21 protein-coding genes are annotated in these 22,021 nt (G+C 56.0%); 10 read left to right on the plus strand and 11 right to left on the minus strand.

Annotated features, from left to right (window positions below):
- Positions 1 to 5 precede the first annotated feature (5 nt).
- From XM38_RS24960 to XM38_RS24980, 5 genes are all read right to left on the minus strand, one after another.
- A complete protein-coding gene (locus XM38_RS24960) occupies positions 6 to 1,790 on the minus strand; it encodes an ABC1 kinase family protein (protein ID WP_202978966.1) in 1,785 nt (594 codons plus the stop codon).
- Positions 1,791 to 1,923: 133 nt separating this feature from the next.
- A complete protein-coding gene (locus XM38_RS24965) occupies positions 1,924 to 2,241 on the minus strand; it encodes a DUF6825 family protein (RefSeq protein WP_080811149.1) in 318 nt (105 codons plus the stop codon).
- A gap of 59 nt (positions 2,242 to 2,300) precedes the next feature.
- Positions 2,301 to 2,921 (minus strand): hypothetical protein, encoded by a 621-nt coding sequence (locus XM38_RS24970; RefSeq protein ID WP_187329536.1) that lies wholly within the window; start codon positions 2,919 to 2,921, stop codon positions 2,301 to 2,303.
- Entirely contained in the window at positions 2,906 to 3,739 is an 834-nt protein-coding gene (locus XM38_RS24975; RefSeq protein WP_080811151.1) for a protein kinase domain-containing protein, read from the minus strand. The genes XM38_RS24970 and XM38_RS24975 overlap by 16 nt, the downstream gene beginning before the upstream one ends.
- 63 nt (positions 3,740 to 3,802) lie before the next feature.
- Positions 3,803 to 6,592 (minus strand): CBS domain-containing protein, encoded by a 2,790-nt coding sequence (locus tag XM38_RS24980; RefSeq protein WP_080811217.1) that lies wholly within the window; start codon positions 6,590 to 6,592, stop codon positions 3,803 to 3,805.
- 203 nt (positions 6,593 to 6,795) lie between these two features.
- On the opposite strand from XM38_RS24980, the gene psbZ reads away from it, so the two are divergent.
- Positions 6,796 to 6,984 carry a photosystem II reaction center protein PsbZ gene (psbZ, locus tag XM38_RS24985; protein WP_080811153.1) on the plus strand — a complete coding sequence of 63 codons (189 nt, stop codon included), beginning with the start codon at positions 6,796 to 6,798 and terminating at the stop codon, positions 6,982 to 6,984.
- Positions 6,985 to 6,995: 11 nt separating this feature from the next.
- Positions 6,996 to 7,562 (plus strand): 6,7-dimethyl-8-ribityllumazine synthase, encoded by a 567-nt coding sequence (ribH, locus tag XM38_RS24990; protein WP_080811154.1) that lies wholly within the window; start codon positions 6,996 to 6,998, stop codon positions 7,560 to 7,562.
- Positions 7,563 to 7,763: 201 nt separating this feature from the next.
- Here the strand turns inward: ribH and XM38_RS24995 are convergent, their stop codons facing one another.
- Together XM38_RS24995 and XM38_RS25000 are read right to left on the minus strand one after the other, a co-directional pair.
- Positions 7,764 to 8,456 (minus strand): COP23 domain-containing protein, encoded by a 693-nt coding sequence (locus XM38_RS24995; protein WP_080811156.1) that lies wholly within the window; start codon positions 8,454 to 8,456, stop codon positions 7,764 to 7,766.
- A gap of 243 nt (positions 8,457 to 8,699) precedes the next feature.
- Complete coding sequence (locus XM38_RS25000; protein WP_080811157.1) at positions 8,700 to 9,128, minus strand: thiol-disulfide oxidoreductase DCC family protein; 429 nt, start codon at positions 9,126 to 9,128, stop codon at positions 8,700 to 8,702.
- 200 nt (positions 9,129 to 9,328) lie between these two features.
- Between XM38_RS25000 and XM38_RS25005 the strand changes: the two genes are divergently transcribed.
- The 4 genes from XM38_RS25005 (at position 9,329) to pstB (ending at position 13,197) form a co-directional block, all read left to right on the plus strand.
- Positions 9,329 to 10,387: a PstS family phosphate ABC transporter substrate-binding protein gene (locus XM38_RS25005; RefSeq protein WP_080811159.1), complete on the plus strand. Its 1,059-nt coding sequence runs from the start codon at positions 9,329 to 9,331 to the stop codon at positions 10,385 to 10,387.
- An 86-nt stretch (positions 10,388 to 10,473) separates the two neighbouring features.
- Positions 10,474 to 11,406: a phosphate ABC transporter permease subunit PstC gene (gene pstC / locus XM38_RS25010; RefSeq protein WP_080811161.1), complete on the plus strand. Its 933-nt coding sequence runs from the start codon at positions 10,474 to 10,476 to the stop codon at positions 11,404 to 11,406.
- The gene (gene pstA / locus XM38_RS25015; RefSeq protein ID WP_080811162.1) at positions 11,406 to 12,332 is read left to right on the plus strand and encodes a phosphate ABC transporter permease PstA; all 927 of its coding nucleotides are present in this window, start codon (positions 11,406 to 11,408) and stop codon (positions 12,330 to 12,332) included. The genes pstC and pstA overlap by 1 nt, the downstream gene beginning before the upstream one ends.
- A 58-nt stretch (positions 12,333 to 12,390) precedes the next feature.
- Positions 12,391 to 13,197 (plus strand): phosphate ABC transporter ATP-binding protein PstB, encoded by an 807-nt coding sequence (gene pstB / locus XM38_RS25020; protein ID WP_080811219.1) that lies wholly within the window; start codon positions 12,391 to 12,393, stop codon positions 13,195 to 13,197.
- Position 13,198: 1 nt separating this feature from the next.
- Here pstB and XM38_RS25025 read toward each other — a convergent pair whose 3' ends face one another.
- Positions 13,199 to 16,162 carry a glycerol-3-phosphate acyltransferase gene (locus XM38_RS25025; protein ID WP_080811163.1) on the minus strand — a complete coding sequence of 988 codons (2,964 nt, stop codon included), beginning with the start codon at positions 16,160 to 16,162 and terminating at the stop codon, positions 13,199 to 13,201.
- A gap of 158 nt (positions 16,163 to 16,320) precedes the next feature.
- Between XM38_RS25025 and queF the strand changes: the two genes are divergently transcribed.
- From queF to XM38_RS25040, 3 genes are all read left to right on the plus strand, one after another.
- Complete coding sequence (gene queF, locus XM38_RS25030; protein WP_080811165.1) at positions 16,321 to 16,746, plus strand: preQ(1) synthase; 426 nt, start codon at positions 16,321 to 16,323, stop codon at positions 16,744 to 16,746.
- A 115-nt stretch (positions 16,747 to 16,861) separates the two neighbouring features.
- The gene (locus XM38_RS25035) at positions 16,862 to 17,431 is read left to right on the plus strand and encodes a DUF3038 domain-containing protein (RefSeq protein ID WP_080811167.1); all 570 of its coding nucleotides are present in this window, start codon (positions 16,862 to 16,864) and stop codon (positions 17,429 to 17,431) included.
- Positions 17,386 to 18,663, plus strand: a complete 1,278-nt coding sequence (locus tag XM38_RS25040; protein ID WP_088431418.1) for a DUF4335 domain-containing protein — start codon at positions 17,386 to 17,388, stop codon at positions 18,661 to 18,663. Before XM38_RS25035 ends, XM38_RS25040 begins: the two co-directional genes overlap by 46 nt.
- 172 nt (positions 18,664 to 18,835) lie before the next feature.
- Here XM38_RS25040 and XM38_RS25045 read toward each other — a convergent pair whose 3' ends face one another.
- The 3 genes from XM38_RS25045 to XM38_RS25055 are packed head-to-tail and all read right to left on the minus strand — an operon-like array spanning position 18,836 to position 19,956.
- The gene (locus XM38_RS25045; RefSeq protein ID WP_088431420.1) at positions 18,836 to 19,303 is read right to left on the minus strand and encodes a ferredoxin; all 468 of its coding nucleotides are present in this window, start codon (positions 19,301 to 19,303) and stop codon (positions 18,836 to 18,838) included.
- A 17-nt stretch (positions 19,304 to 19,320) separates the two neighbouring features.
- Positions 19,321 to 19,713, minus strand: a complete 393-nt coding sequence (locus XM38_RS25050) for a DUF1257 domain-containing protein (protein ID WP_080811171.1) — start codon at positions 19,711 to 19,713, stop codon at positions 19,321 to 19,323.
- A 27-nt stretch (positions 19,714 to 19,740) separates the two neighbouring features.
- Positions 19,741 to 19,956: a DUF2997 domain-containing protein gene (locus XM38_RS25055; RefSeq protein ID WP_080811173.1), complete on the minus strand. Its 216-nt coding sequence runs from the start codon at positions 19,954 to 19,956 to the stop codon at positions 19,741 to 19,743.
- Between the two features lie 657 nt (positions 19,957 to 20,613).
- On the opposite strand from XM38_RS25055, the gene bioU reads away from it, so the two are divergent.
- A complete protein-coding gene (gene bioU / locus XM38_RS25060) occupies positions 20,614 to 21,621 on the plus strand; it encodes a (S)-8-amino-7-oxononanoate synthase BioU (protein WP_080811174.1) in 1,008 nt (335 codons plus the stop codon).
- The last annotated feature ends 400 nt before the right edge of the window (positions 21,622 to 22,021 follow it).

The following is a 22,021-nucleotide window of genomic DNA, read 5'->3' on the forward strand; positions in this document are numbered from 1 at the left end:
GACAGTTATGGCAGTCGCTCTGCCCGGGCTAGGCGCAACAATAGCCGAATCAGCGCCACCCCAGCAATGGCAGCAATGATTCCCAGCAAAAGCGCCAGCCACAGGAATCCAGAGACTAGCAGCAGGGTAGCAGATAAGGTAAAGGCCCCTACCAAAATAGAGTAGCTGGTGGTTAGATTAACGCCACTAATCCGTCGCAAGACGCGATCGGTTTCAATGGAGCGGACCCGAACTCGAATGTCTCCCCGCTCTAATTTATCGAGGGTATCTTCGATGCGACGCGGCAGTCCCAGGGCACTGCTGCTGACTTGGGCTGCTTGACGACCCAGTTCGCTAAATAGGGTGTTGCTGGAATTGGGTGAGTTACCGGCCATAAGTTGGTTTGCAAAGGGTTTGGCTGCTTCCATGAAATTGAACTCGGGATCGAGTCCTTTGCCGACTCCCTCCAAGGTGGAGAAGGCCCGCATCACAAAGGTAAAGGTAGCGGGGAAGCGAAAGGGCTGATCGTATGCGATCGCATAGAGGTCATCGCTAATGGCGTCGACGGACTGCTCCTCGAAGGGCTTATCCATGAGGTTATCCAGAATGTACTGGATCGACCGCCGGATCGGCCCCATGTCGTCTGCCTCCACCAGGGCCCCCAGTTCCACCAAGGACACCATGACCTGGTCAGCATCCCGCTGGGCTACCCCCATGAAGGTGCCCATGAGCTTAGTACGGGTGGTGGCTTGCACCTGTCCCATCATGCCAAAATCGTAGAAGATTAAGGCCCCTTCTGGACTGACCGCAATGTTACCGGGGTGAGGATCGGCATGGAAGAAGCCATCGTTGAGCAACTGGTGCAGATAGGCTTGAGCCCCCAGGCGAGCCAGGCGTTTGCGATCGAGGCCAGCCGCTTCCAGGGCTTCATAATGGCTGATCTTGATGCCAGGTAGATACTCTAGGGTGAGTACTCGAGGGGAGGCATAGCGCCAGTAAACCCGTGGCACCTGCACCCAACCGAGATTGCGGCAATTGCGTCGGAAGGTGTCGGCATTGCGACCCTCGTTGAGATAGTCAATCTCTAGCCACAGGATGCGACAACACTCTTCATAAATGCCGAGCCAGTCACGACCCCGGCCCCACTCGGGATGGCTCTGAAAATATTGGGCAATGCCTCTGAGGATGGAAAGATCGATGCGAAATAGGGTCTGCAGGCCGGGGCGTTGCACCTTGACGACCACTTCCTCGCCGGAGTGCAATTGGGCCCGATGCACTTGGCCTAGGCTGGCGGCAGCGAGAGGGATGGGATCGAAGGTCCGGTATAGCTCGTGGATCGGTCGGCCTAGGTCGGCTTCGATGATTTCTCTGGCCTGCTCATAGCTAAAGGCTGGCACCCGATCTTGCAATTTGGCCAGTTCGTCTACATATTCGCTGGGGAATAGGTCTGCCCGGGTGGAAAAGAGCTGCCCCACCTTGATAAAGGTGGGTCCTAACTCCAATAGGGTTTCTCGAATCCAGAGGGCCTGCTGTCGTCGCCGTGCTGCCTGCTTTTCGGGAGTGACGGGACCGGTGTAGCTCCAAGGCTTGCTGTAGGCCCAGCGGGCTCCTAGCAACCGCAGCACAAAGCTCCAGATATCGATGGCACGACGCCAACGGGAGTAGTGGCGGCGGTTCCAGCGATAGGTGTCAGCTGATTTCAGCTTCACAGGCACCTGACTGGTTGTCACAGGTTGGCCATTTGCTGGGGCGGGTGACTGCGATCGCATCGCGCCATTGTTGCTCACCGCAGCCGTTGAAGCGGTTGCCATCGCCCTATCGACCTGAGTCGACCCCTCCCCCCCTGGTATGGGGGCAGGGGTCGAAATAGCAGCAGTTGATTCGTTGGAAACAGCGGACACACGAGCTCCTAGCTCAGCATAGTGGGTGGATACCGGCCATCAACTACGAGGCCCGATATTGTTGCAGGGCCACCCGTACTTGGGCAATTTCGGCCCGGAGGTTGTCGATAGTGGCTTGTAAGTCCTGATCATTGCCCATGGCTGACCCGGTAGATCCATCGGGGTTTTGGACAACAGCGGCTTCGGCTGCTTGGGCGCGGGCCATCACGTCTTCAGTGAATTGACGCAACCGTTCCCGCTGTTCGGCATCAAACTGCCCCAGTTGACTCAGGGCATCCGTCATGAGTCTTTCTGCCTGCTCACTAGTCGCTTCAGCCAGGGCACGACCGATGAAAAAGGCGTGGACCATCGGGTTGCTCATGGGAAAATAAGAAAGATTGCAAACGTCTATGTAGAATTATAACGTGCTCGCCCAGGAGCCTAACCGTCTCGATTCAGGTTATTCCTTGGCTTTATGGCGGATTTAGCCGGATCATCCCCGGCAGTATCCTCTGCAGCGGCATCGGGATGCGATCGCACCTGCGGCTCGATGGAGTCCCTATCCAGAGTCGACTCATCTGTCTCCGTCACTTCCCGTTCACTTGCCGGTGACGCTTCGCTGTTCGTTCTTGGTGCCGTTCTTGGCGGCGGCGATGTTGAGGCAGGTGGCTGTGTCTCTGCAGATGGCGCTGCCGCTGGCTCCGGTAACGGCTCGGCATCAGACTGGCGGGATGGCGCCTCAGGCAATCTCTCCGCGGCTTCTAGGGTGGGCGAGAAAGGCGTCAGTTCCGGAAAGGCATCCCGAGCCCTGACCTCAGGTTCTTCAGACCACTCCAGGTCACTCTCCAACAGCTCTTCCTCAGCCCGATTGATAGGTCCCTGGTCAGGCTCGAGATAGGGGCTGCCAAAATCCACGGATTCCTCTGTCTCAGACCAATCAGACAAGGACGGAAATGATTGGGCAGGATCCAAGCGATGGTTGCCAGCCGCAGAGAGTGGCAACAGCCGTAGCGCCAATCCGATGCCACCGCCGACGAAGGCAGCGGCTACTGCGGTAGCCAACAGGGCTGGATACCGGCGGGATCGAGGCAATGTGGGGGCCACTGTCGCTGGCAACGGTGAGGGGTGGGGATTGGGGTGGTTCCGCCGTAGGAGACCAACAACGCCAACCACGTCTCTACCTGATCTGGCGGGGAGTGCAAGCCGCAGTGTATGGCATTGCCATAGACTTCATTCAAATCAGGCCGACATTGCTTCAGGCAAACATCGGGGGCGTGGGTCGTCTCGACTGCTTCACCGGTTAGGCAGAAATGGAGCAACCTGGCTAGGGCGGCAATATCTTGATGAGCTCTGGCCAGCGCCGGCTGGGCCACCTCCTCCCCTGGGTCGGTATTCATCTCTGGTGGCAGTCCTAGTCCAGCTAAGACAATTTGGTCATTGCCAAGATGGCACCAGACATGAGCCGGACCAATATCGACAGTAAAGGGACCCGCCTGGGAGATGGCGTTGAGGCCTGCCGCCACCTGCTGTACGTAGGCCACTGACTGTTGGGCAGTCAAGGGCTGCGCTGGCGTCACCAGGGTGGATAGCGGCTGACCGACACCGGTGGCCATGACCACGAACACGTGGCCCTGCTCATAAAAACAGGTCAGCGGCGCAATGACGTGGGGATGCCGTTGCTGCCCTAGCTCCGTTATCTGCTCTGTTAGCTGGTCCCATACGTCAGAATCGTTATTTTTGGGGTGCAAACAACGCACCTGCACCACCTGACCTGTGGGGACATGGGTGGCCAAATACATCAAACCCAAGGCATCCTCACGGTAAATACCGTCGAGGATATATTGACCATCTTGGAGGGCTGTACCGGCCGGTAGGGTCATAGGGACTGCCGCCTCTAGACATTTCTGCCTACTTTAGCGTGTTAGGCCCTGAGAGGATAGTCATTACTCCCGCCCCTTTGTCGTCTCCTCATGGTCAGACACAGGCAGAGGGAAATGCTCAGCTAGAAATTGGCGAGCTTGACAGCGGCTTTGAATGTGGCCATCTAGGGTGGCCGCCAGCAGAGCCGCTAAGATCTGCCGATAACGAGGACCCGGACGATAGCCCAGTTGTTTTAAGTCATGGCCATTTAGGGGAGGCCGTACCTCAGCCCAGTGGGTCAAATAGCGCCAAATGATTTGCCCCAGGGGACGGGGATGGCGGGCACTCACCAGCAATAGGGTGGCTAGGTCATGGCGGCGCAACTGCTGAACAATTTGACTGGGGGTTTGACACGCAGGCAACGTCTGACGCCAATCGGATTCTAAGTGATCGAGGTGGGCTAAGCGATCGATGGTTGGCTGGGGCAGTTGTAAGTTCTTGGCCACCCTTGACCGCTCGGACTTGGGTAGCTCTGCCAGCAGCACTTCTAAGCGCATCTGCCAGGGAACGAGGTGGTGTTCGAAATCAAATCGCTGTATCCAACGACTGACCCGTCGCAGCTGATGCCATAGCCGCTCACTCATGGCCAACTGGCTATGTAAACACTTGAGGGCTCCCAGTTTATCCAAGAGTCCTAGGGCGGGCTGCCAGTAGGCCGCTTCTAGGATATATTTCAGTTCATTTTTGAGTCGGGTTTGCAGGGCCGGTACCTTGGCCACTTGCTGCTGCATTTGGGTGTAGATACCGCTGTCGAGGGCATGGTGGATAAACCCCTCGGTTTGAGGATCAATTTGAAAAGCCAGGCGCACAGCGAAGCGGACAGCCCGGTAGATGCGGGTGGGGTCTTCGATGAAGCTGTTGGCGTGGAGTACTCGCACGCAGCGGTGATGTAAATCTACCCACCCCCCGAAGAAGTCCAGCAACAGGCCTGCCCCTGGCTGGGTCAGGCGAATGGCCATGGCATTGATGGTGAAATCACGGCGGTAGAGATCCTGCCGGATAGAGCTGGCTTCTACTTCTGGGTTTGCCGCTGGGTAGGGATAGAATTCGGTGCGGGCGGTGGCAATATCGATCATGAGGGAGGCCAAAGAGCTGTCCCCGTCTCGATGCCAGACTAGGGCAGCGGTTTGAAAACGACCATAGACTTGTAGGTCGACCTCGGGATGGCTGTGTTTAATTCCCTGGGCTAGGGAGACTCCGGCTCCGACTTGGGCGGCCTGATAAAACCCATCCACCACCAGGTCAATATCGGTAAGCGCCAACTCGGCACTAGAGTCTGCTAGCAGGACATCTCGCACGGCTCCCCCGACCAGGTAGAGGTGCCAGCCTTGGCGCTCGGCCTGGTGCGCCATTTGCTGCAGAATGTGCCACAGGGGCTGGCCCAGGCAGTGGTGCAGGCGCTCCTTGAGGGCTGGGGCTGAGGGGGGAGATGGCAGTGGTTCTGACCTGTCTGGCAGCAGCTTGCCCCCATACTCATCGGCATGGCCTTGATGCAACTGCCGCAACACATCGGTGCGGGTGACGACACCTAGTAATTGCCTCTGCTCTAGGACGGGCAAGCGGCCAATGTCATAGGTCACCATCAGGGCTTCAATCTCAGGCAGGCTGGTATTGGGGCCGATGGTCTTTAAGTTGGTGGTCATGTAGCCCTTGACGGGGGCATGGCTGAAGCCATGGTGCAGGGCCAGATCGAGATCACGGCGGGAAATGATGCCGACGAGTTCATCATCATTGTTGACGACGGAGAGTCCCGAGTGACCGTAGCGCAGCAAGATCCGCTGGGCTTCGGCGATGGTGGTCTGGGGTCGAATGGTGCGCACCGGCGATGACATCAGTTCCCGGGCCACGGGCGGTTTGGGAATCTGCTGCCGCAATTGCCCCAGTAGCTCGGCCATGAGACTATCGACCTGCTCGCTCTGAAGGCTGGCTGCAGCGGCTGTAGCGTGGCCTCCTCCTCCCAGGGGACGAAAGAGGGCGCCAAAATCAATGCCGCCATTGTCGGTGGTGACGGCAGTGCGTCCCCGGGCACGACCAATGAGCACAACTTTGTAGCCTTCTCGGGCAGGATAGTGCGCCCCTAGTAACAAGCTGTCGCTGTCGGTAAGGGAGATGAGGCGTTCTGCCAGACTGGAGAGACCGGGGACATGGCCTTCTAGGGGCAGCTGCACCCAGCTGAGGGTATGACCGTGCAGGGTTTCGCTCTGCACCGTGTCCATGGCCTGACTCAGCAGGGTCTGTAGCGTTGGCGATAATTCGGGCTCGACAAATTCTGCGATCGCACGTTGGTTGGCCCCCTGGCCCATCAACCAGGCTAGGGCCAAGGCATCACGCTGGGTGGACTGCTCGAAGGTGAGCGACCCGGTATCCACATGAATGCCCAGGGCCATCACCGTAGCCTCGGCCACCGTCAGCGCCATAGACTGGGCTTGCAACTGCTCCACCACCAACGTCGTGGCTGCTCCCACCGCATCCACATAGGTCGTCGTCGCCGGGATATCTCCCCCCTGGCCATGATGGTCATATAGGGTAATGGGGAGCTTTTTATCTTCTGCCCGCGTGATCCAGTCCGCGACCGGCCCCAGTCGGTCGCGATATTGGGTGTCTACAATCGTGAGGGAGCGGATCTGCTCCGGTCGCACCGAGCGCCGTTCTATTAACGAGTATTCATCCCGATGTAAGGCTAGAAACGACTGCACGCTGGGATGACAGCCTCCCGCCAACACCAAGCGGGTACCCGGCTGCTGGCATGTCACCCCCACTGCTGCCCCCAAGGTGTCGAAATCTGCCGTCGTGTGGCAGAGCACTAAATCCATTAACCGATGTTCAAAGGCTGTCATGGGCTGGGGTCAGATGGTATCTCCTCAGAGCTGGGACTGCTAAGACGCCCCTAGTGCCTTCCCTAGAGCCCAGTAATCTTCCGCAAGGGACCCAATATCTGATAGCGTACTAATCAGAGCATGCGATCGCATGCTGCCTATTGGCTTACTGGCTGCTGTATTGAGAGTGAGGGAGAACGATGTCATTCCTATTTCAGATCGCCCTGTTAGCTTTAGTCATTTTCTCATTTGTCATGGTGATTGGCGTGCCTGTGGCCTACGCCTCTCCCCAGAGCTGGGATCAATCTAGGCGGTTCATCCTGCTGGGTTCCATCCTTTGGGGAGTATTGGTAGTGGTCGTCGGTGGCCTCAATTACTTTGTGGTGTAACTAGGAGCAGTATGGCAGTCTTTGAAGGGAGTTTCACCCAAACCGAATCCATGCGCTTCGCCCTGGTGCTAGGTCGCTTCAATGACCTGGTCACCGGCAAGCTCCTAGAAGGCTGCCAAGACTGTCTCAAACGCCACGGTATAGACGTCAATCCTCAAGGTTCCCAAGTCGATTATGCCTGGGTGCCTGGTAGCTTCGAGATTCCCCTAGTGGCTCGTCAACTGGCCCTGACAGGCCGCTATGATGCCATTATATGCTTGGGGGCTGTCATTCGGGGCCAAACCCCCCATTTTGACTACGTAGCTGCCGAAGTCTCCAAAGGGGTCGCAGCGGCCGGATTTCAAACCGGCGTGCCAATTGTCTTTGGCGTCTTAACCACCGATTCCATGCAACAGGCCTTGGAGCGGGCTGGTATCAAGAGTAATCACGGCTGGGGCTACGCCATGGATGCCCTAGAAATGGCCAGCTTGATGCGCCAGATTCATTACCTACCCGGCACTCAGAGAAATGGCCTATCGAGCTCTGACCGCCAGAGTTTGCCCACATCCACAACTAGAATGACGCCTGCTGAGAGCTAATTAGCCCTGCAGCAGGCTCACGACGGCACCCCTGCTAGGCCGCCTTTTTTGTGCTGGCTAGTTTCTGTGGCAGAAGCAACACCTCTATTGACCAAGGCGGCAAGGCTGCTTAGCCTTGCCTAAGTTCTCTGGGCAGGCCTTAGCCGAGCAGCTTTGCGTTGCCCCGCGGCTACGTTGTTTTTAACCTGCCTTAATATGCCCTTAACGGAAATCATCGGGGTTGAGGGTCGGCCCTGAAGCCCCAACACCGTCCCTCAACTGCTCACCGGTGCCACCATCGGCCTCATCTAAAAAGGGTTTCAAATTAATGCCATTGGACCGAGATGGGCTATTGCCTAGGATAGCCCCTAAGGATTCCAGCAGACTACCCGGCAGTAGGGAGGTGTCACCATCATCAGTGAAGGTATTGACCCCTTGCGTCGATTGGCCTTCATCTGCCAGAGCCAAGTTTTCAAAGACGCGATCGCGAGTGGCCACTGGATCTTGTCCAGGAGGTACTGTGAACACGATGCGACAGGCGGGCACTGCCTCAGTCGTCACGCAGACAGTATTGTAGCCATTCTCAACGGCGGTGAGCATTTCCACTAAGCCGTCGGGGCGGTAAGACTCTAAGCGCCGACTGATCTCATTACAGCGACGCTCCGCTGGCCAGGCACTGCCCATATCTTCTGGAATCGCCCAAGGATAGGCCTCTCCCGGTTGACTCTGGGGCAGATACATCACCGTATATTGGCCATTATGTACCTGACAGGCAAAGCGAGGCCCCGTGGCCGCGGGAGATGGGGTATCTGAGTCTGGCGGGGCATCTTGGGCGGATAGCGGTATTGCCTGCCCCATCATCATAGCCAGGCCCAAAGCCAAGCCGCCTACACGGTGCCAGTGAACATAGGTCATGGCTGTATTCTCCCAGGAGTGCTCGACGATATTCCCCTAGCCAAAGGGTCTGTTCCCTTAGACGCCGCGGCTAGAAGAATCGTTCCCAACTCATCACTACCTCAACCGGGCTCTCAGGCTGACTCAATGCTTACTGTGGGAGTACCCTAACCAGGCTGTGTGAGTGAACGTCCAAGCCAAATCCCAGCGAATAAGGAATTACAAACTATATCAAGTCTAACAATCTTCACTCTTCCACTCCCCTTACTGGTGCATGCCCTTGAAGTAAGCGCTGCAACTGTCGTCATCGCAGGCGGGGTAGTCGGAATGGTAAGTGCTTTCCCGCTGGCCAAAGAGTTGGTAGCGACGGTCGCGCACTTGTTCATAGAGGCGATCACCCCCTGGCTTCAAACCCGGCAGGGCACGATAGGCCTGAATAAACAGGTGCCCTAAGGGCAAACGGCGACCAATTTCCTCCACAGCGTCACTGCCCTGCCAGCGTTGGGTCAGATCATCCTCATCCAGCAGAATCATGCCTTGCTCACAGTCGGCGGCGGTAATCTCAAGCTGGGCCAGGGCTGTCTCGTCTTGCATGGGAATGTAGTGAAATCGCTGGCCCCGATCGAGGCGCTCTAGGAACTGCACCAGCGAGACGCAAAGATTGCAATTACCGTCATAAATTACGTAGTACATGGTTGACATCCTATATAGTGTGAGCCGACTTCAGGTCATCGCCCCCACTTCCTCTACCTAAGATGCCACAAGCATCTTGACGAGTGCCGAAATTTTTATCGCCTTTCCAGTCCACTCTTAACCTAGTCTTTACGTTGGCGCTGTATGGTGCTTCAGGAACGCCTTGAATCACCGAAATCTGGTGAGGGAGTGAACACCCGATGGTATTCAGTACGACTCGATTTGCTTATGCCGTGTCTCTAGCTGCCCTGCTGACAGGCGTCGCAGCCTGTGGTGGACAGCAGACGGCTACCGATACCGAAACCGACACCACGGCTGAGGCCCCCGCCGAGGGTGGCTCTGAACTCAGCGGTGATGTTCTGATTGATGGTTCTAGCACTGTCTTCCCCATCTCTGAGGCCATGGCCGAAGAATTTATGGCAGAAAACCCAGGCACTCGCGTCACTGTAGGCGTGTCTGGTTCTGGGGGCGGCTTTGAGAAGTTCTGTAATGGCGAGACTGATGTCTCCAACGCCTCTCGTCCCATTAAGCAAGAAGAGATCGATACCTGCGCCGAGAATGGTATTGAGTTTATCGAATTGCCCATTGCCTTCGATGGTCTCTCGGTAGTAGTCAATAATGAGAATGATTGGGCCCAGTGCCTCACCCCTGCAGAGCTCAACACCATGTGGTCCCCCGAAGCGGAGGGAGAAGTCACCAGCTGGAACCAAGTCAGAGGTGAATTTCCTGACCAGGAATTGCGTCTCTACGGTCCTGGTACTGACTCCGGTACCTTCGACTACTTCACCGAGGCCATCAACGAAGAAGGTGGTGCTAGCCGCGGTGACTACACCGCCAGTGAAGATGACAACGTCATCGTCCAAGGGGTCACCGCCGCCGATCCAGGTGGTTTGGGTTACTTTGGCTACGCTTACTACGAGGAAAACCAGGATGCCCTCAAGATAGTTGAAATTGAGAACGCCGAGGGTACCTGTGTGGCCCCGTCTCGTGAAACTATCGCCGATGGTAGTTATAATCCCCTGTCTCGTCCTTTGTTCTTCTACGTGAAGGTGGATTCCTACGAAACTAAGCCCCAAGTAGCGGCATTCGTCGATTTCCAGATCGATCCTGCCAACTCTGACTTGGTGGCTGAAACCGGCTATGTCGGTCTGCCTGAGACCATCACTGAGAGGGTGGCTGCTCGCCTGGAAAGTGGTACCACTGGCTCCATCTACGAAGGTGGGTCTTCTGTGGGCGTAAAGCTAGAAGACAAGCTCTAGGTCTGTTGATTGGCTAGATAGAGGAGCGGGACCCCTGCTCCTCTATCTCTTTTTGTCGTTGGAGTTGAGCGTTGCAGGTACGTTAAATGACCCCTGGAGTTTCCCCGGGCTCGGAGACCCTCTGGAACCCGAATCGGCAGAGAAGTAAGATCACCCAACAGATTGTGATTTTCATCACCGGAGCCTGTGCGACGGTGTCGATTCTCACGACCTTTGGAATCGTCGCTACCTTGATTTTTGAAACCTTTGAATTTTTCCAGGAAGTGTCGATCGTAGACTTTTTGACCGACACTCGCTGGACGCCCCTCTTTAGCAGTAAGCAATTTGGCATTTTTGTATTGATTAGTGCCACCTTGTTGACCTCTACCATTGCTATTTTGGTGGCGTTGCCGCTGGGATTGTTGGCTGCCATTGCCCTGAGTGAGTACGCCAAGCCTAACGTCAGGAAGGTAATTAAGCCGATTCTCGAGGTGTTGGCCGGGATTCCCTCCATTGTGTTTGGCTACTTTGCCCTGTTGACGGTGACACCGTTTTTGCAGAATTTTGTGCCGGGCTTGCAGGGCTTTAATGCTCTCAGTGCGGGGTTGGTGTTAGGCATTGCTATCTTGCCTCTGGTGGCGTCTTTGAGTGAGGATGCCATCTATTCGGTACCGCGTAGTCTCCGAGATGGGGCCTATGCCCTGGGAGCCACTAAGCGGGAAACGATTATTTCAGTGGTGCTACCGGCAGCGTTATCTGGGATTGTGGCCTCCATCATCCTGGCTATTTCTCGGGCCATCGGCGAAACCATGATCGTGACCTTGGCGGCGGGGCAAAACCCAACTCTGGGCTTTAACCCCTTGGTACCCACCATGACCATGACGGCTTATATGGTGCAGGTGAGCTTGGGCGATACCCCAGTGGGGTCCATTGCCTATAAGACGCTGTTTGCTGTGGGGATGAGCCTGTTTTTAATTACCTTGGTGCTGAACCTGATCAGTTTCTGGGTTGTGCGTCGATTTAGGGAGCAATACGAGTAATGACTGTTGACTCGACTCGAAATTACCCGGCAGGGAGTTTGGGGAGTTTTGCTGAGAAGTTTCATCAAAACCTCTCTGGTCGCTATCGCCTGGATGCCATCTTCCAGTCGCTGGCTTGGCTGTCAGTTGCGATCGCATTGATTGTTCTAGCCTGGCTGCTGCTAGATGTGCTGATCGATGGCATCCCCACCCTCAACTGGGAATTCATTACCAATTTTCCCTCCCGTAAACCTGAAGAAGCTGGGGTTTGGGCTGCTCTAATGGGCACCATCTGGGTCATGGCTGTCGTCGCTGTCGTGGCCTTTCCCATCGGTGTAGGAGCTGCCATTTACCTAGAGGAGTTTTCGTCCGATAACTGGTTCAGCCGCTTCGTTGAGATCAACATCAGTAATTTGGCCGGAGTGCCCTCGATCATTTACGGCTTGCTAGGGCTGGCTGCCTTCGTTTATTTGTTCGAACCTATCACCGGTGGTCGTAGTGTCTTGACCGGTGGACTCACCCTGGCTCTGCTGATTTTGCCCATTATTATTGTGGCTACGCGGGAATCGCTGCGGGCCATTCCCAATAGTATTCGCCTGGCAGGGTTTGCTTTAGGAGCGACTCGCTGGCAAGTCGTTTGGTCCCATGTGTTACCCTACGCCATGCCCGGAATCTTGACCGGAACGATTCTGGCCCTATCCCGAGCCATTGGGGAAACGGCTCCCCTGATCGCCATCGGGGCCTTGACCTTCATTCCCTTTATCCCAGATGGTCTGCAGAGTCCATTTACGGTGTTACCGATTCAGGTTTACAACTGGGTCAGCCGACCGCAAGAGGAATTCCATGCCATCGCTGCTTCTGGAATTATCCTGCTGCTGATTGTGTTGCTGGCTATGAATGCCATTGCCATTTACCTGCGCAACCGCCTGCAAAAGATCAACCTTTAAACTTGGCTTAACCTCCGAGCTCTAAACTGATAAATTGCTGTTGCCCCGCTCTCTAACCATGGTCCAAGATTCTTCCACTCAAACCCTAACCGATTTAACTTTCAAGGTTGAGAATGTCGGTGTCTATTATGGTTCTGCCTTGGCGGTCCGGGATGTTTTCTTAGACATTCCCAAGGGGCAAATTGTTGCCTTCATCGGACCATCTGGTTGTGGTAAGAGTACCATTCTGCGCTGCTTCAACCGTATGAATGACTTGATCCCCAGTGCCAGGATGACGGGGCGCATCATTTACCACGACACCGATATTTACGCTCGCTCTGTCGACCCGGTGGAGCTGCGTCGTCGCATCGGCATGGTGTTCCAGAAGCCTAATCCTTTTCCCAAATCCATTTACGAGAATATTTCCTTTGGGGCCAAAATCAATGGTTACCAGGGAGATATGGATGAATTGGTAGAGCAATCCCTACGTCGGGCAGCCATTTGGGAAGAAGTGAAGGATAAGCTCAACGAAAGCGGCCTCTCCCTGTCCGGTGGTCAGCAGCAGCGATTGTGTATTGCCCGAGCCATCGCCATTGAGCCCGAAGTGATTCTAATGGACGAACCCTGTTCGGCACTAGACCCCATCTCCACCCTAAAAATTGAGGAGCTGATGCAGGAGCTAAAAGAGCAATACACGATCATCATCGTGACCCACAACATGCAGCAGGCCTCTCGGGTGTCTGACAAAACGGCCTTCTTCAATGCTGAAGCTACTGAAAGCGGTGGCAAAGTGGGCTATTTGGTGGAATATGACGATACCCAGACCATCTTCACCAATCCTCAGCAAGAATACACCCGTGACTATGTGTCTGGCCGATTTGGCTAAGTTAGCAGAATAGCACCTCCACCGTCCCCTTCTCTCCATCCAGCCGCACGCGTTGGCCATCATGAAGGCACTGGGTGGCTTGATTGACATTCATGACTGCGGGGATACCGTATTCTCGAGCGACGATGGCGCCATGGGAAAGGCGTCCTCCCACCTCAGCCACTAATCCCTTGGCCTGAGCTAGCAGCGGCGCCCAGCCGGCATCGGTATAGGGGACCACTAGGATGCTGTCATGGGCCAGGGAGCCTACACCGCCGAGGTCAGTCAATACTCGGACAGTCCCCTCCACGACTCCAGGGCTGGCCCCAATGCCTCTGAGCACCTGGGCAGCAGGCGATTGTAAGGGCGGTAAGCGATGCAGATGGGGGGGCTCATTGCCATAAACTAGGTAAGGTACTGAGGACAGTTGCTGGTCTTGCTGCAGTTGCCAACGACGAGCGGCAATGGCTTCGGTTAGGGTAGCCCAGCGCTGATCTAAGGGCTCGTTCATCTGCTGACGGATGTCGTCCAGCTGTAAGTAGAACACATCATCCGGCTGCGCTAAATAGCCAAGGCGATGCCAGTGTTGGCCTAAGGCGACAAAACTCCAACGCAATTCCGCGAGTAAACGAGTATATACGGCAGTGACTTGGCCCTTGAGATGGAGACGACGCTGCACCACGTCAACTTGCCAGGTGGCTGATGTCGCTGTCTTTTGGTGTTTAGATTTGGTGGCTGTTGCCGGGGTTGGTGCCAACACCAACTGGGCGAATAACTCCCGCACCGGGCTAGGATTCTCTTTCCAGGTAGGAACGGAGATATCGGTACCTACCTGACTGAGATAGCCATACTTGGTCACCAAGGTATCTAGACGGCTGAGAATGGAGTCGCCATCGGCATGTTCTGCCAAGGCGGCCAGTAAAGAGGAGGCGCTAGAAATGGAGTCTAACTCCATGGTAGATAGCAGCAGTCGCGTATCCTGGGCCAGGGATCGCAGCTCATTTAGGGCTGCCACTTCCGGGTTTTGACTGCCGTCTAGCTCCGCATCGGAAACTCGTAAAATCGCCTGACGGATGGCGATACTCAGGGGAACGAGAATACTGTAGTAGGTGGCTCGCTTCAACAGCGCCAGGATATCTTCGATGGTCTCGAGCAGATCCTCTGGAGCCATCTGAGTCGGTACTGTCCTAGTCAAGGCCATTAGCCCTGGCTGGAAGAAGGTGGTTTGATCGCGATTGAAGTCATCGTCTAGCCATAGCTCTCGTCCCAACAGTCGCAGTAACCCAGGCAGGTTACGCAGGGTAGAGCTCATGGGAGGTTTACTAAAGGGGGCTCCCCGGGTCAAAAAGTCGAGGCTCTCTCGCGGTAACCCCATGCGTAGAAAAATGTCTCCCAGCAAAGACGCATTGAAATAGGCTCGGGAGTGATGCAAGGTTGCAGTAGCTTCGAAATCAAGGCCTTCAGCGCGATTTCCCAAGACCAGGGTAAACAGCTCACCCCATACCCCACAGGTGAGAGGACGGTTGATCGACCAGGTCAGGGGACGAATTAGCCCAGGAATCACTTCGGCGGCAATTTTGCGAGTCCATAGGGGCTGCATGGTGGTGATAGGACGACTCTGAAGCAACCACAGGGTATGGCCGTCGTAGGTCCATTCGATATCTTGGGGAATGCCATGGTAACGAGTTTCAATGTGGCGAGCCAGATAGGCGACTTGCTGCACTAGGCGCTGGGGGACCCGGCCATCGCCTTCAACCGTTAAGGTGAGGGCCTCGGGTAGGGTCCAGTCAGCAGGGGCATCGGGGTCGGATGGCGGTGAAATATCGTCTTCCTGCACCAATACCCGATACTGTTCTGGGGTGGTTTGCCCCGAGACTACTCGACTGGCCATGCCAGGGAGGGCTTCGATGGTGACTGAGTCACCGGCTCGGCTAATGGGATCGCGGCTGAAGGCGACTCCAGAATAGAGGCCCCCCACTTGTTCTTGCACGAGCACGGCTAGCTCTTTGTCGGGTAGGTGATGCTGGCGACGGTACTGCACTGCCGCTGGAGCCTGATAGGAGGCAAAACAGCGGGCGATGGCGGCGGCTAAATCGGCCTGATTAGTGATTTGGGTGACGGAGGTATACAGCCCTGCGGCTGAGGCGGTATCGGTATCTTCGTCCAGGGCGGAGGAGCGCACCACCAGGGGTTGGCTGGGGGAGGGGGCGGCAATTTCTAGCAGGGGGGCAGGGTCGTCTCCGGCCAGCAAGACATACCCGCGGGGGACGGGATAGCCCCAGGCGTTTAGCTGTGCCAAGGAGGCGGCCTTATGGCCAACTTTTTCAGGGTTTAAGGGCTGATCTAGGGAGAGCAGAGCCCGATCACCGCGAAAGAAACGAAACATTTGTCGGGACTCTAAACGGCCTTCTTGAGGGGATAAATCTAAGTCGTCGGGGATCTTCTGGTAGATCCAAGCAATGAGACCACTGAGGCAGGCCATGGCCAGAACTCGGCCGCCATCATCGCTGTGGCGTAATGCGGTGAGTAGGGGCAGCAGCACTAGCACCAATAGCCGCCCCCCCTTGCGATCGCGCACTAGGGTGAAGCCAATGGCACTGATACCGAAGAGCAAGCCTGCCGTGATCGGGTCGTGGACGATGATGCCCCAGGTGACATTGGTGGTGCCAGCCCCTTGGCTGATCCAATAGCGTCCCATCACCAAGGCGATCAAGGCAATGATTTCCCATAGGGGCTCTTGGGGGAAGAAGTGGCGGGCCAACAAGACGACGGCGATGCCCTTGGCAGCTTCCAGCAAGACAGCCAAGATACCCGCCAGGCGACTGCCGTGGTAAAACGCCGCCGATACGCTGACATTGCCTGTGCCGAGCTGGGATAGATGCTTACCGGTCAGCAGCCATGTACTCCAGCCTGTCAGGGGGCAGCCGCCAAGTAACGGCCCCAGGATCAAAATCAAACAAGCACCCCAAACCTGAGTCAGGGACATGGATCACCAGGGAACAACAGGGGAAGCGCTGTCGTTTGCTAGACTTTCCAGAGGAGACGGCGCGGCTGAGCCGCTAGGATCTACTTCGGGATGGCTATATGAACGACGACCGCTTTACTTATCTATGCTAGTAGTCTACTCAGCCATTGCACGGTGCCATGAGCCACATCTCTGAGTCAATGTACGGTGATATTGCCATTGCCCAGGCGGCGACGGAGCCCTTGGAAAAGTGGCCTAATCCTTCTACCAATGCCTATGCTATCCATTTGGAGCATCCGGAATTCACGGCCCTGTGTCCCCGCTCCGGGTATCCCGATTTTGGCACCATTGTCGTAGACTACCAGCCTGGGGAATGGGTGGTGGAATTGAAGGCGTTTAAGCTCTATATCAATTCGTTTCGGGATCAGCGCATCAGCCATGAGCAGGTGGTGAATGCCGTTGCCGATCGACTCTGGCAGGAGTTACACCCTGTGGGCTTACGGATCATCGGTGATTTTACTCGACGGGGTGGGGTTAAGACGATGATCACGGTTTCTAAGGGGAATGGACAGCTATTTGGGGAGTATCGCCCCAATCTCTTGTGAGCCGGTCTCGGTTGCCCTTGCTCGTGGGGCTATGGGCTTAGGGTGAGGCCGTTTCAATCTTGGCAACGGCCGTGCCACAATGGGGCCAATGGCTTTAGTGTAGGGATATTCAGCCTTGCGTCCGGCTAGTTCTACGGATTTGTCGCTGCCTGCTGACAATCCTTCCCTTGACAATATCAAGGCCCATCTTGACCTGCTACTGTTGGCTTTAGAGGCGCTGACGGGACTGGGCTCCGATGCCGTGTTGATGGCAGCACGACAGTTACAGCTTAAGGAGTTGGTGGGCGATCGGGTCACACTCTGGCGGCTACGGCAGGCCAGTCCCTTGCGCAGGGGACAGGGGCGCAAGAAGTTGGACGTGGAGGAAGCCCGGGCCTTGGTGTTGATCAGCAGCTATTTGGCTCAGCAACAATGCGATCGCATCCGCGACGCCGTCGCCCGCCTAGAAGACAGCACTGCACAGGGCCAGCCCCCCCATCGAGCTGCGATCCTAGGAGATTACCTCGATCGCTTCAGCAATACCTACCAAGACCGCATGCAGGACCCTGCCCCGGTGACCCCGGATGATCTCAGTCAACTCGCCCTGACCCTGTTAATCGATCTGCTCTTCTATAGCAGCCCAGGTGGTGAACGCCGCCTATGGTTAGCCTTACTCGATCGCACCCACCTCTCCCCTGCTTCATGACCGCTGCCCCTGAGTCCATCTGCCGCAGCTACCAACGTCCTACCTGCACCTTAGCCATAGAGGGCCAGCTCTCCCCCCTATCCCAATGGTCCCGGCGGCCCCTGCTAAAACAGGTGCACTTTCAGCTGCAGCTGTGCCAGGGAGATCAAGCCTTTCAACTACAAGGCGATCACCAGCAACTGAGCCAATTGACCCACCTGGTGCAAGACTATGTGCAGCAGCGCCTGGGTCACCATGACACCCCCATCCCCCCCGTCTCTTCGCCCCAGCCCGATGGACTCACGCTCAGCCCTGCCGGCGGTACCCGCCATTATCTATCCCTGGGCCCGTTAGCTCAGCACCATACCCCTCAAGGTCTGACCCTGAGCACGTTACAACTATTTGATCTGACCACGGTGCTAGATCAGGCAGCCCTGGCCGCTAACATTGTGGAGCCATCGACGGCAGCCCAACGCCCCTTGCAGCCCTTAGCCCTGCCCCTGAGGAATGTTCCTCGTCGCCATCGCCATCCTTGGCTCTGGGCCAGTAGCGCTGCTGGGTTACTATTGGCCGTTGGCATCGGTGCGCTGATCAGTCAAACCAGCCAATCGCCGCCCCAAACCGCCACCTCTTCCCTGGATACGGCAGAAGATGCCACCACCGAAGCCCTCAGAGCCCCCAGTGCTTCAGAATCACCGGCTCCGGCTGCAGACCCCTCCGTTACCTCCTCGTCCCTGCCGCCAACCCCTGCCGAGGCTCCTACCAGCTCAGGGACTCAGCCGCCGGCACCCGCTGCCGAGGCTCCCCCGTCGCCTGATGCCACTGCTGCGGCCGACTCACCGCCGGAGACAGCCTCCCCCGGTGATGCCCATGGCTCGGGGGCAACCCACGACGCCGATGATGACATCACCGCGGCAGTTCCTCCAGAGGTGGCCAGCTCCCAACGGGTAGAGGCATCATCCAATCCCCAGCACGCCTGGCTCCAGGCCATCAGCCAGCGCTTAACTCCGCTAGCGGCCACACTCTCCCCGGCAACTGCTACCTATCGGCTCACGGTGGCGGCGGATGGCACCGTGGCGGCAGTCACAACCCTGGACCAGGACTTGGATGACCAATCTGATCCGGAGGATGAGGCGGTGACCTCAGCCCTGGTAGGGCAGCCTTTACCGCCTCCCCCGAGCCAAGCGGAACAGGAGCTGTGGCTGCGATTTCATCCTGATGGCACCATCAGTCTCAGCCTTGAGCCATTCTAGAGATGACATAGGGGCGCAACCTATTGCGCCCCCACCGGATTTAGAGTGTCCCAGCTAGATACTCACCCAAGGACTGGCTGAACAGGCCAGATAGACTGAGTTCAATAGCCTAAACCAGGCTATTTTTCTAGATGGAATACTCTTAGCTGGATAGATTGAGAAGCGGGCAACCCTAGGGTCCCTCGTCTACGGATTGCGATTGAGCCCGAAATTTAGCGCGGCGGAAGCGGGACATGGCCACGGCCTTATCCACCGGAAACCCTGTAGTCGGGATAACCTGGTACTTACGATCTTCCTCCAACTGCTTCAATTCGGCATAGGTAACCCAATGAATGCAGTTTACCGGGCAGGTATCAATCGCCTCCTGGATCAATTCTTCTGAATCTCCATCTTGGCGATAGGCCCGCGAGCGACCATAGTCGGGCTCGATATAAAATGTATTACGAGCCACATGGGCACAGTGTTTACAGCCGATGCAAGTCAGCTCATCTACATAGACAGCTTGCTGGCGTAAACTGCCCCCTAACTCTGGCTCAAATCCAGAACGGACCCCTTGGTCTCGTAGATGTCCTCCCAGTTCCGGTTCCAACCCATTGGGTTGGTCAGAGCCAAACGCGTCTGAGAATTGGGCATCATCCATAATAAAGCTTATAGTGACTACGCACCCCAACGCTGCAGCACCAGACGAATGGCACCATCTTGTTCATTCGCCTGCTCCGACACCTGAAAGCCCTGGTGAGAAGTTTCACGCAGGACGGTGTGGTAAGCGTAGCGCTGGGTGATTTGATTCAAAAAACCATCTACCGACAGCGGCTGCTTCCAGTACTGTAGATCAGCCACCAACTCATATTCTTGGGTATCGGGGTTAAGACGAAACCCGATGTCGTACCCATTGGCTTGCTCGATAACAACATCAGCCGCTTGAATTTGCCCCTGATACCCTCGAAGACTCTTAGGACCAGGCTTCCAGTCGGCACCTACATCATCGAGAGCTGCCTGGAGGGACTCGAGGTTACGAATCTTGGTTTTGATCTGGCTAAAGTGTGACATGTTAATCGCGCGTAAACGAACTTAAAATCACCACTGACTATAGGAGACTTGGTTGGTTGCAGACGTCTCTGACGTCTGATTCACTGGCTGAGCAAAATATTCAGAAGTCTTTTCTTGGGAGACCACTCGGCCTAGCTGAGCCTCGATGGCAGCCGTGACTTCTGCACAGGAAGTACCGACAATCCCGGTTACCACCTCCTTGACGTGTCCATCGGGGTAAATAATGAACTCAAGCGTCTCCATAAACCACGTTACCTCTAGGTATCAAATTGCTTCTAGCGACGATGCTCGTCGGTTGCTCCTTATGCCCCTCTCTGCTGGGTTGCAGACCACATGCAGCCAGGATGGCCAATGGTCCTAGAGCCTTTAAGTCGCTAAACAGTTAGTAGCTCACCTTAATCTTACTAAGCATTTCTCGAATCAGGCAGGCTGATTCATACTAAAAGTTAATTCAAATTATTGATCCGGTGAGTATAAACCTTAGTATATTAAGTTTCCCTTAACTGACAAACCCCGTCAAGAATGAGATCAGGGTCCGGCATGACGCTTGTCACGGCGTTTCATGCGATCGCATGGGGAAGTTGACGAATTCACCCTGTCTAGGGCTAATTTTGCTAGCACCTATATTGGCCCAGGAAATCTTCAGCAGCCTTCCAAGCAAGTTTTTCAACGGCTAGAGAGGTGAGCCTTATCCCTGAAAGTCTGGCGCTGAGGACTATCCCAACCGTTTGTAAATTACTGTAAAGCTGACTGGCAAACCGAACAGCCAGTCCATGCCAGTACATATCCAGTACACATTGATCACCCTTCAGGTCTGGCCATGGACAGGGTTTAATAGGGACTGATTCCTATAGAGGCAACGAATCCATGACTTCAGTGCAATCCCCACAGCCCAGAGCAATGACCTCTAGAGACGCCAAGACAACGCCTATCCAGGTGGGAGTGTTAGGCTTTGGCGGCCTAGGCCAGGCGGCTGCCCAGGTGCTGGCTGCCAAGCAGGAAATGCGATTGGTCGCCGTCGCCGACAGGCAGGGATACCTAATGAATCCGGCGGGAGTGTCTCTCCAGGATTGCATTCAGGCCTATCGGCAACATGGCTCTGTGGGGTATGGAGAACCGGGAGGCACCCTAAGCCAGCAGAGTATTCTCGATTTAGTGCAGGCGGCTCCTGAGGTGGATGGTTATTTTCTGGCGTTACCCAATTTACCCAATACGTTTATGGCTGCCATAGCCCGGGAGGTGGCCGCCAGTGGTTGGCGAGGAGTGCTGGTGGATGCCTTGAAGCGAACCAGCGCCATGGCGCAGATTCTGGCTCTACAGGAAACTCTGCAAGCCGCCAGTATTACCTATTTAACCGGGTGTGGAGCAACTCCAGGGCTATTGACGGCAGCGGCGGTGATTGCAGCTCAGAGTTACGCCGAAATTCATCGGGTGGCCATTACCTTTGGGGTAGGCATTGCCAATTGGGAAGCCTATCGGGCCACGATTCGAGAAGATATCGCCCATCTCCCTGGCTATGATGTGGAGACGGCCCGAGCCATGAGCGATGCAGACGTAGCTGCCCTGTTGGACAAAACCAATGGCCTGCTGCATCTAGAGAATATGGAACATGCCGATGATCTGATGCTGGAGTTGGCGGGGATTTGCCCACGGGATCGAGTCACGGTCGGCGGCATTGTCGATACCCGTAACCCGAAGAAGCCCCTCAGCACTAACATCCAGGTCACAGGCCGTACCTTTGAGGGCAAGATGTCTACCCATACATTTACCCTGGGGGATGAGACCAGCATGGCGGCTAATGTCTGTGGTCCTGCCTTTGGCTATCTGAAGGCCGGCATACAGCTATACCGCCGTGGCCTCCATGGCGTTTTCACCGCGGCTGAAGTAATGCCCCAGTTTGTGCGCTAACCCTGGCCCCTGATTGGTGGGAAGGGGGAAGGGTGCAAGTAAAGCAGGTAGCGTGGGTTGTTTTACCTCAGCAAGGGATGTCATGAGTGCCCAGGGAAGGACCCACGGGGGAAAGAGAGGACGGAGGAAAGTGATGAGTTTTGAGTGTTGAGTGTTGAGTGAGTGAATGTTTTGGTTCCCTGTCAAACGGTGGATGGGCGGGCGAGTAGGCCGATAGCAGATAGAGGGTAAGGGGACAGGGCAGTAGCGCGGGAAAAGGCAGAAAGCAGAGGGCAGAAGGCAGAAGGCAGAAGGCAGAAGGCAGAAGGCAGAGGGCAGAAGGCAGAAACATACCCCTTGCCTCCTTGCCGATGCGGCGCGATCTATCACGGCTCACCGATATGCCCTTCCGCAGGTCCAG

Source organism: Halomicronema hongdechloris C2206 (genome assembly GCF_002075285.3).
Classification (GTDB): domain Bacteria; phylum Cyanobacteriota; class Cyanobacteriia; order Phormidesmidales; family Phormidesmidaceae; genus Halomicronema_B; species Halomicronema_B hongdechloris.

Coding starts and splice junctions, on each gene's coding strand:
- pstA (WP_080811162.1), top strand. CDS start 11,406: ATGACTGTTGACTCGACTCGAAATTACCCGGCAGGGAGTTTGGGGAGT.
- XM38_RS24975 (WP_080811151.1), bottom strand. CDS start 3,739: ATGACCCTACCGGCCGGTACAGCCCTCCAAGATGGTCAATATATCCTC.
- XM38_RS25005 (WP_080811159.1), top strand. CDS start 9,329: ATGGTATTCAGTACGACTCGATTTGCTTATGCCGTGTCTCTAGCTGCC.
- ribH (WP_080811154.1), top strand. CDS start 6,996: ATGGCAGTCTTTGAAGGGAGTTTCACCCAAACCGAATCCATGCGCTTC.
- pstC (WP_080811161.1), top strand. CDS start 10,474: ATGACCCCTGGAGTTTCCCCGGGCTCGGAGACCCTCTGGAACCCGAAT.
- bioU (WP_080811174.1), top strand. CDS start 20,614: ATGACCTCTAGAGACGCCAAGACAACGCCTATCCAGGTGGGAGTGTTA.
- XM38_RS25025 (WP_080811163.1), bottom strand. CDS start 16,162: ATGTCCCTGACTCAGGTTTGGGGTGCTTGTTTGATTTTGATCCTGGGG.
- XM38_RS25050 (WP_080811171.1), bottom strand. CDS start 19,713: ATGTCACACTTTAGCCAGATCAAAACCAAGATTCGTAACCTCGAGTCC.
- XM38_RS24960 (WP_202978966.1), bottom strand. CDS start 1,790: ATGGCAACCGCTTCAACGGCTGCGGTGAGCAACAATGGCGCGATGCGA.
- XM38_RS24965 (WP_080811149.1), bottom strand. CDS start 2,241: ATGAGCAACCCGATGGTCCACGCCTTTTTCATCGGTCGTGCCCTGGCT.
- XM38_RS25055 (WP_080811173.1), bottom strand. CDS start 19,956: ATGGAGACGCTTGAGTTCATTATTTACCCCGATGGACACGTCAAGGAG.
- pstB (WP_080811219.1), top strand. CDS start 12,391: ATGGTCCAAGATTCTTCCACTCAAACCCTAACCGATTTAACTTTCAAG.
- XM38_RS24995 (WP_080811156.1), bottom strand. CDS start 8,456: ATGACCTATGTTCACTGGCACCGTGTAGGCGGCTTGGCTTTGGGCCTG.
- XM38_RS24980 (WP_080811217.1), bottom strand. CDS start 6,592: ATGGATTTAGTGCTCTGCCACACGACGGCAGATTTCGACACCTTGGGG.
- XM38_RS25000 (WP_080811157.1), bottom strand. CDS start 9,128: ATGTACTACGTAATTTATGACGGTAATTGCAATCTTTGCGTCTCGCTG.
- XM38_RS25045 (WP_088431420.1), bottom strand. CDS start 19,303: ATGGATGATGCCCAATTCTCAGACGCGTTTGGCTCTGACCAACCCAAT.
- XM38_RS25040 (WP_088431418.1), top strand. CDS start 17,386: ATGGTTAGCCTTACTCGATCGCACCCACCTCTCCCCTGCTTCATGACC.
- queF (WP_080811165.1), top strand. CDS start 16,321: ATGAGCCACATCTCTGAGTCAATGTACGGTGATATTGCCATTGCCCAG.
- psbZ (WP_080811153.1), top strand. CDS start 6,796: ATGTCATTCCTATTTCAGATCGCCCTGTTAGCTTTAGTCATTTTCTCA.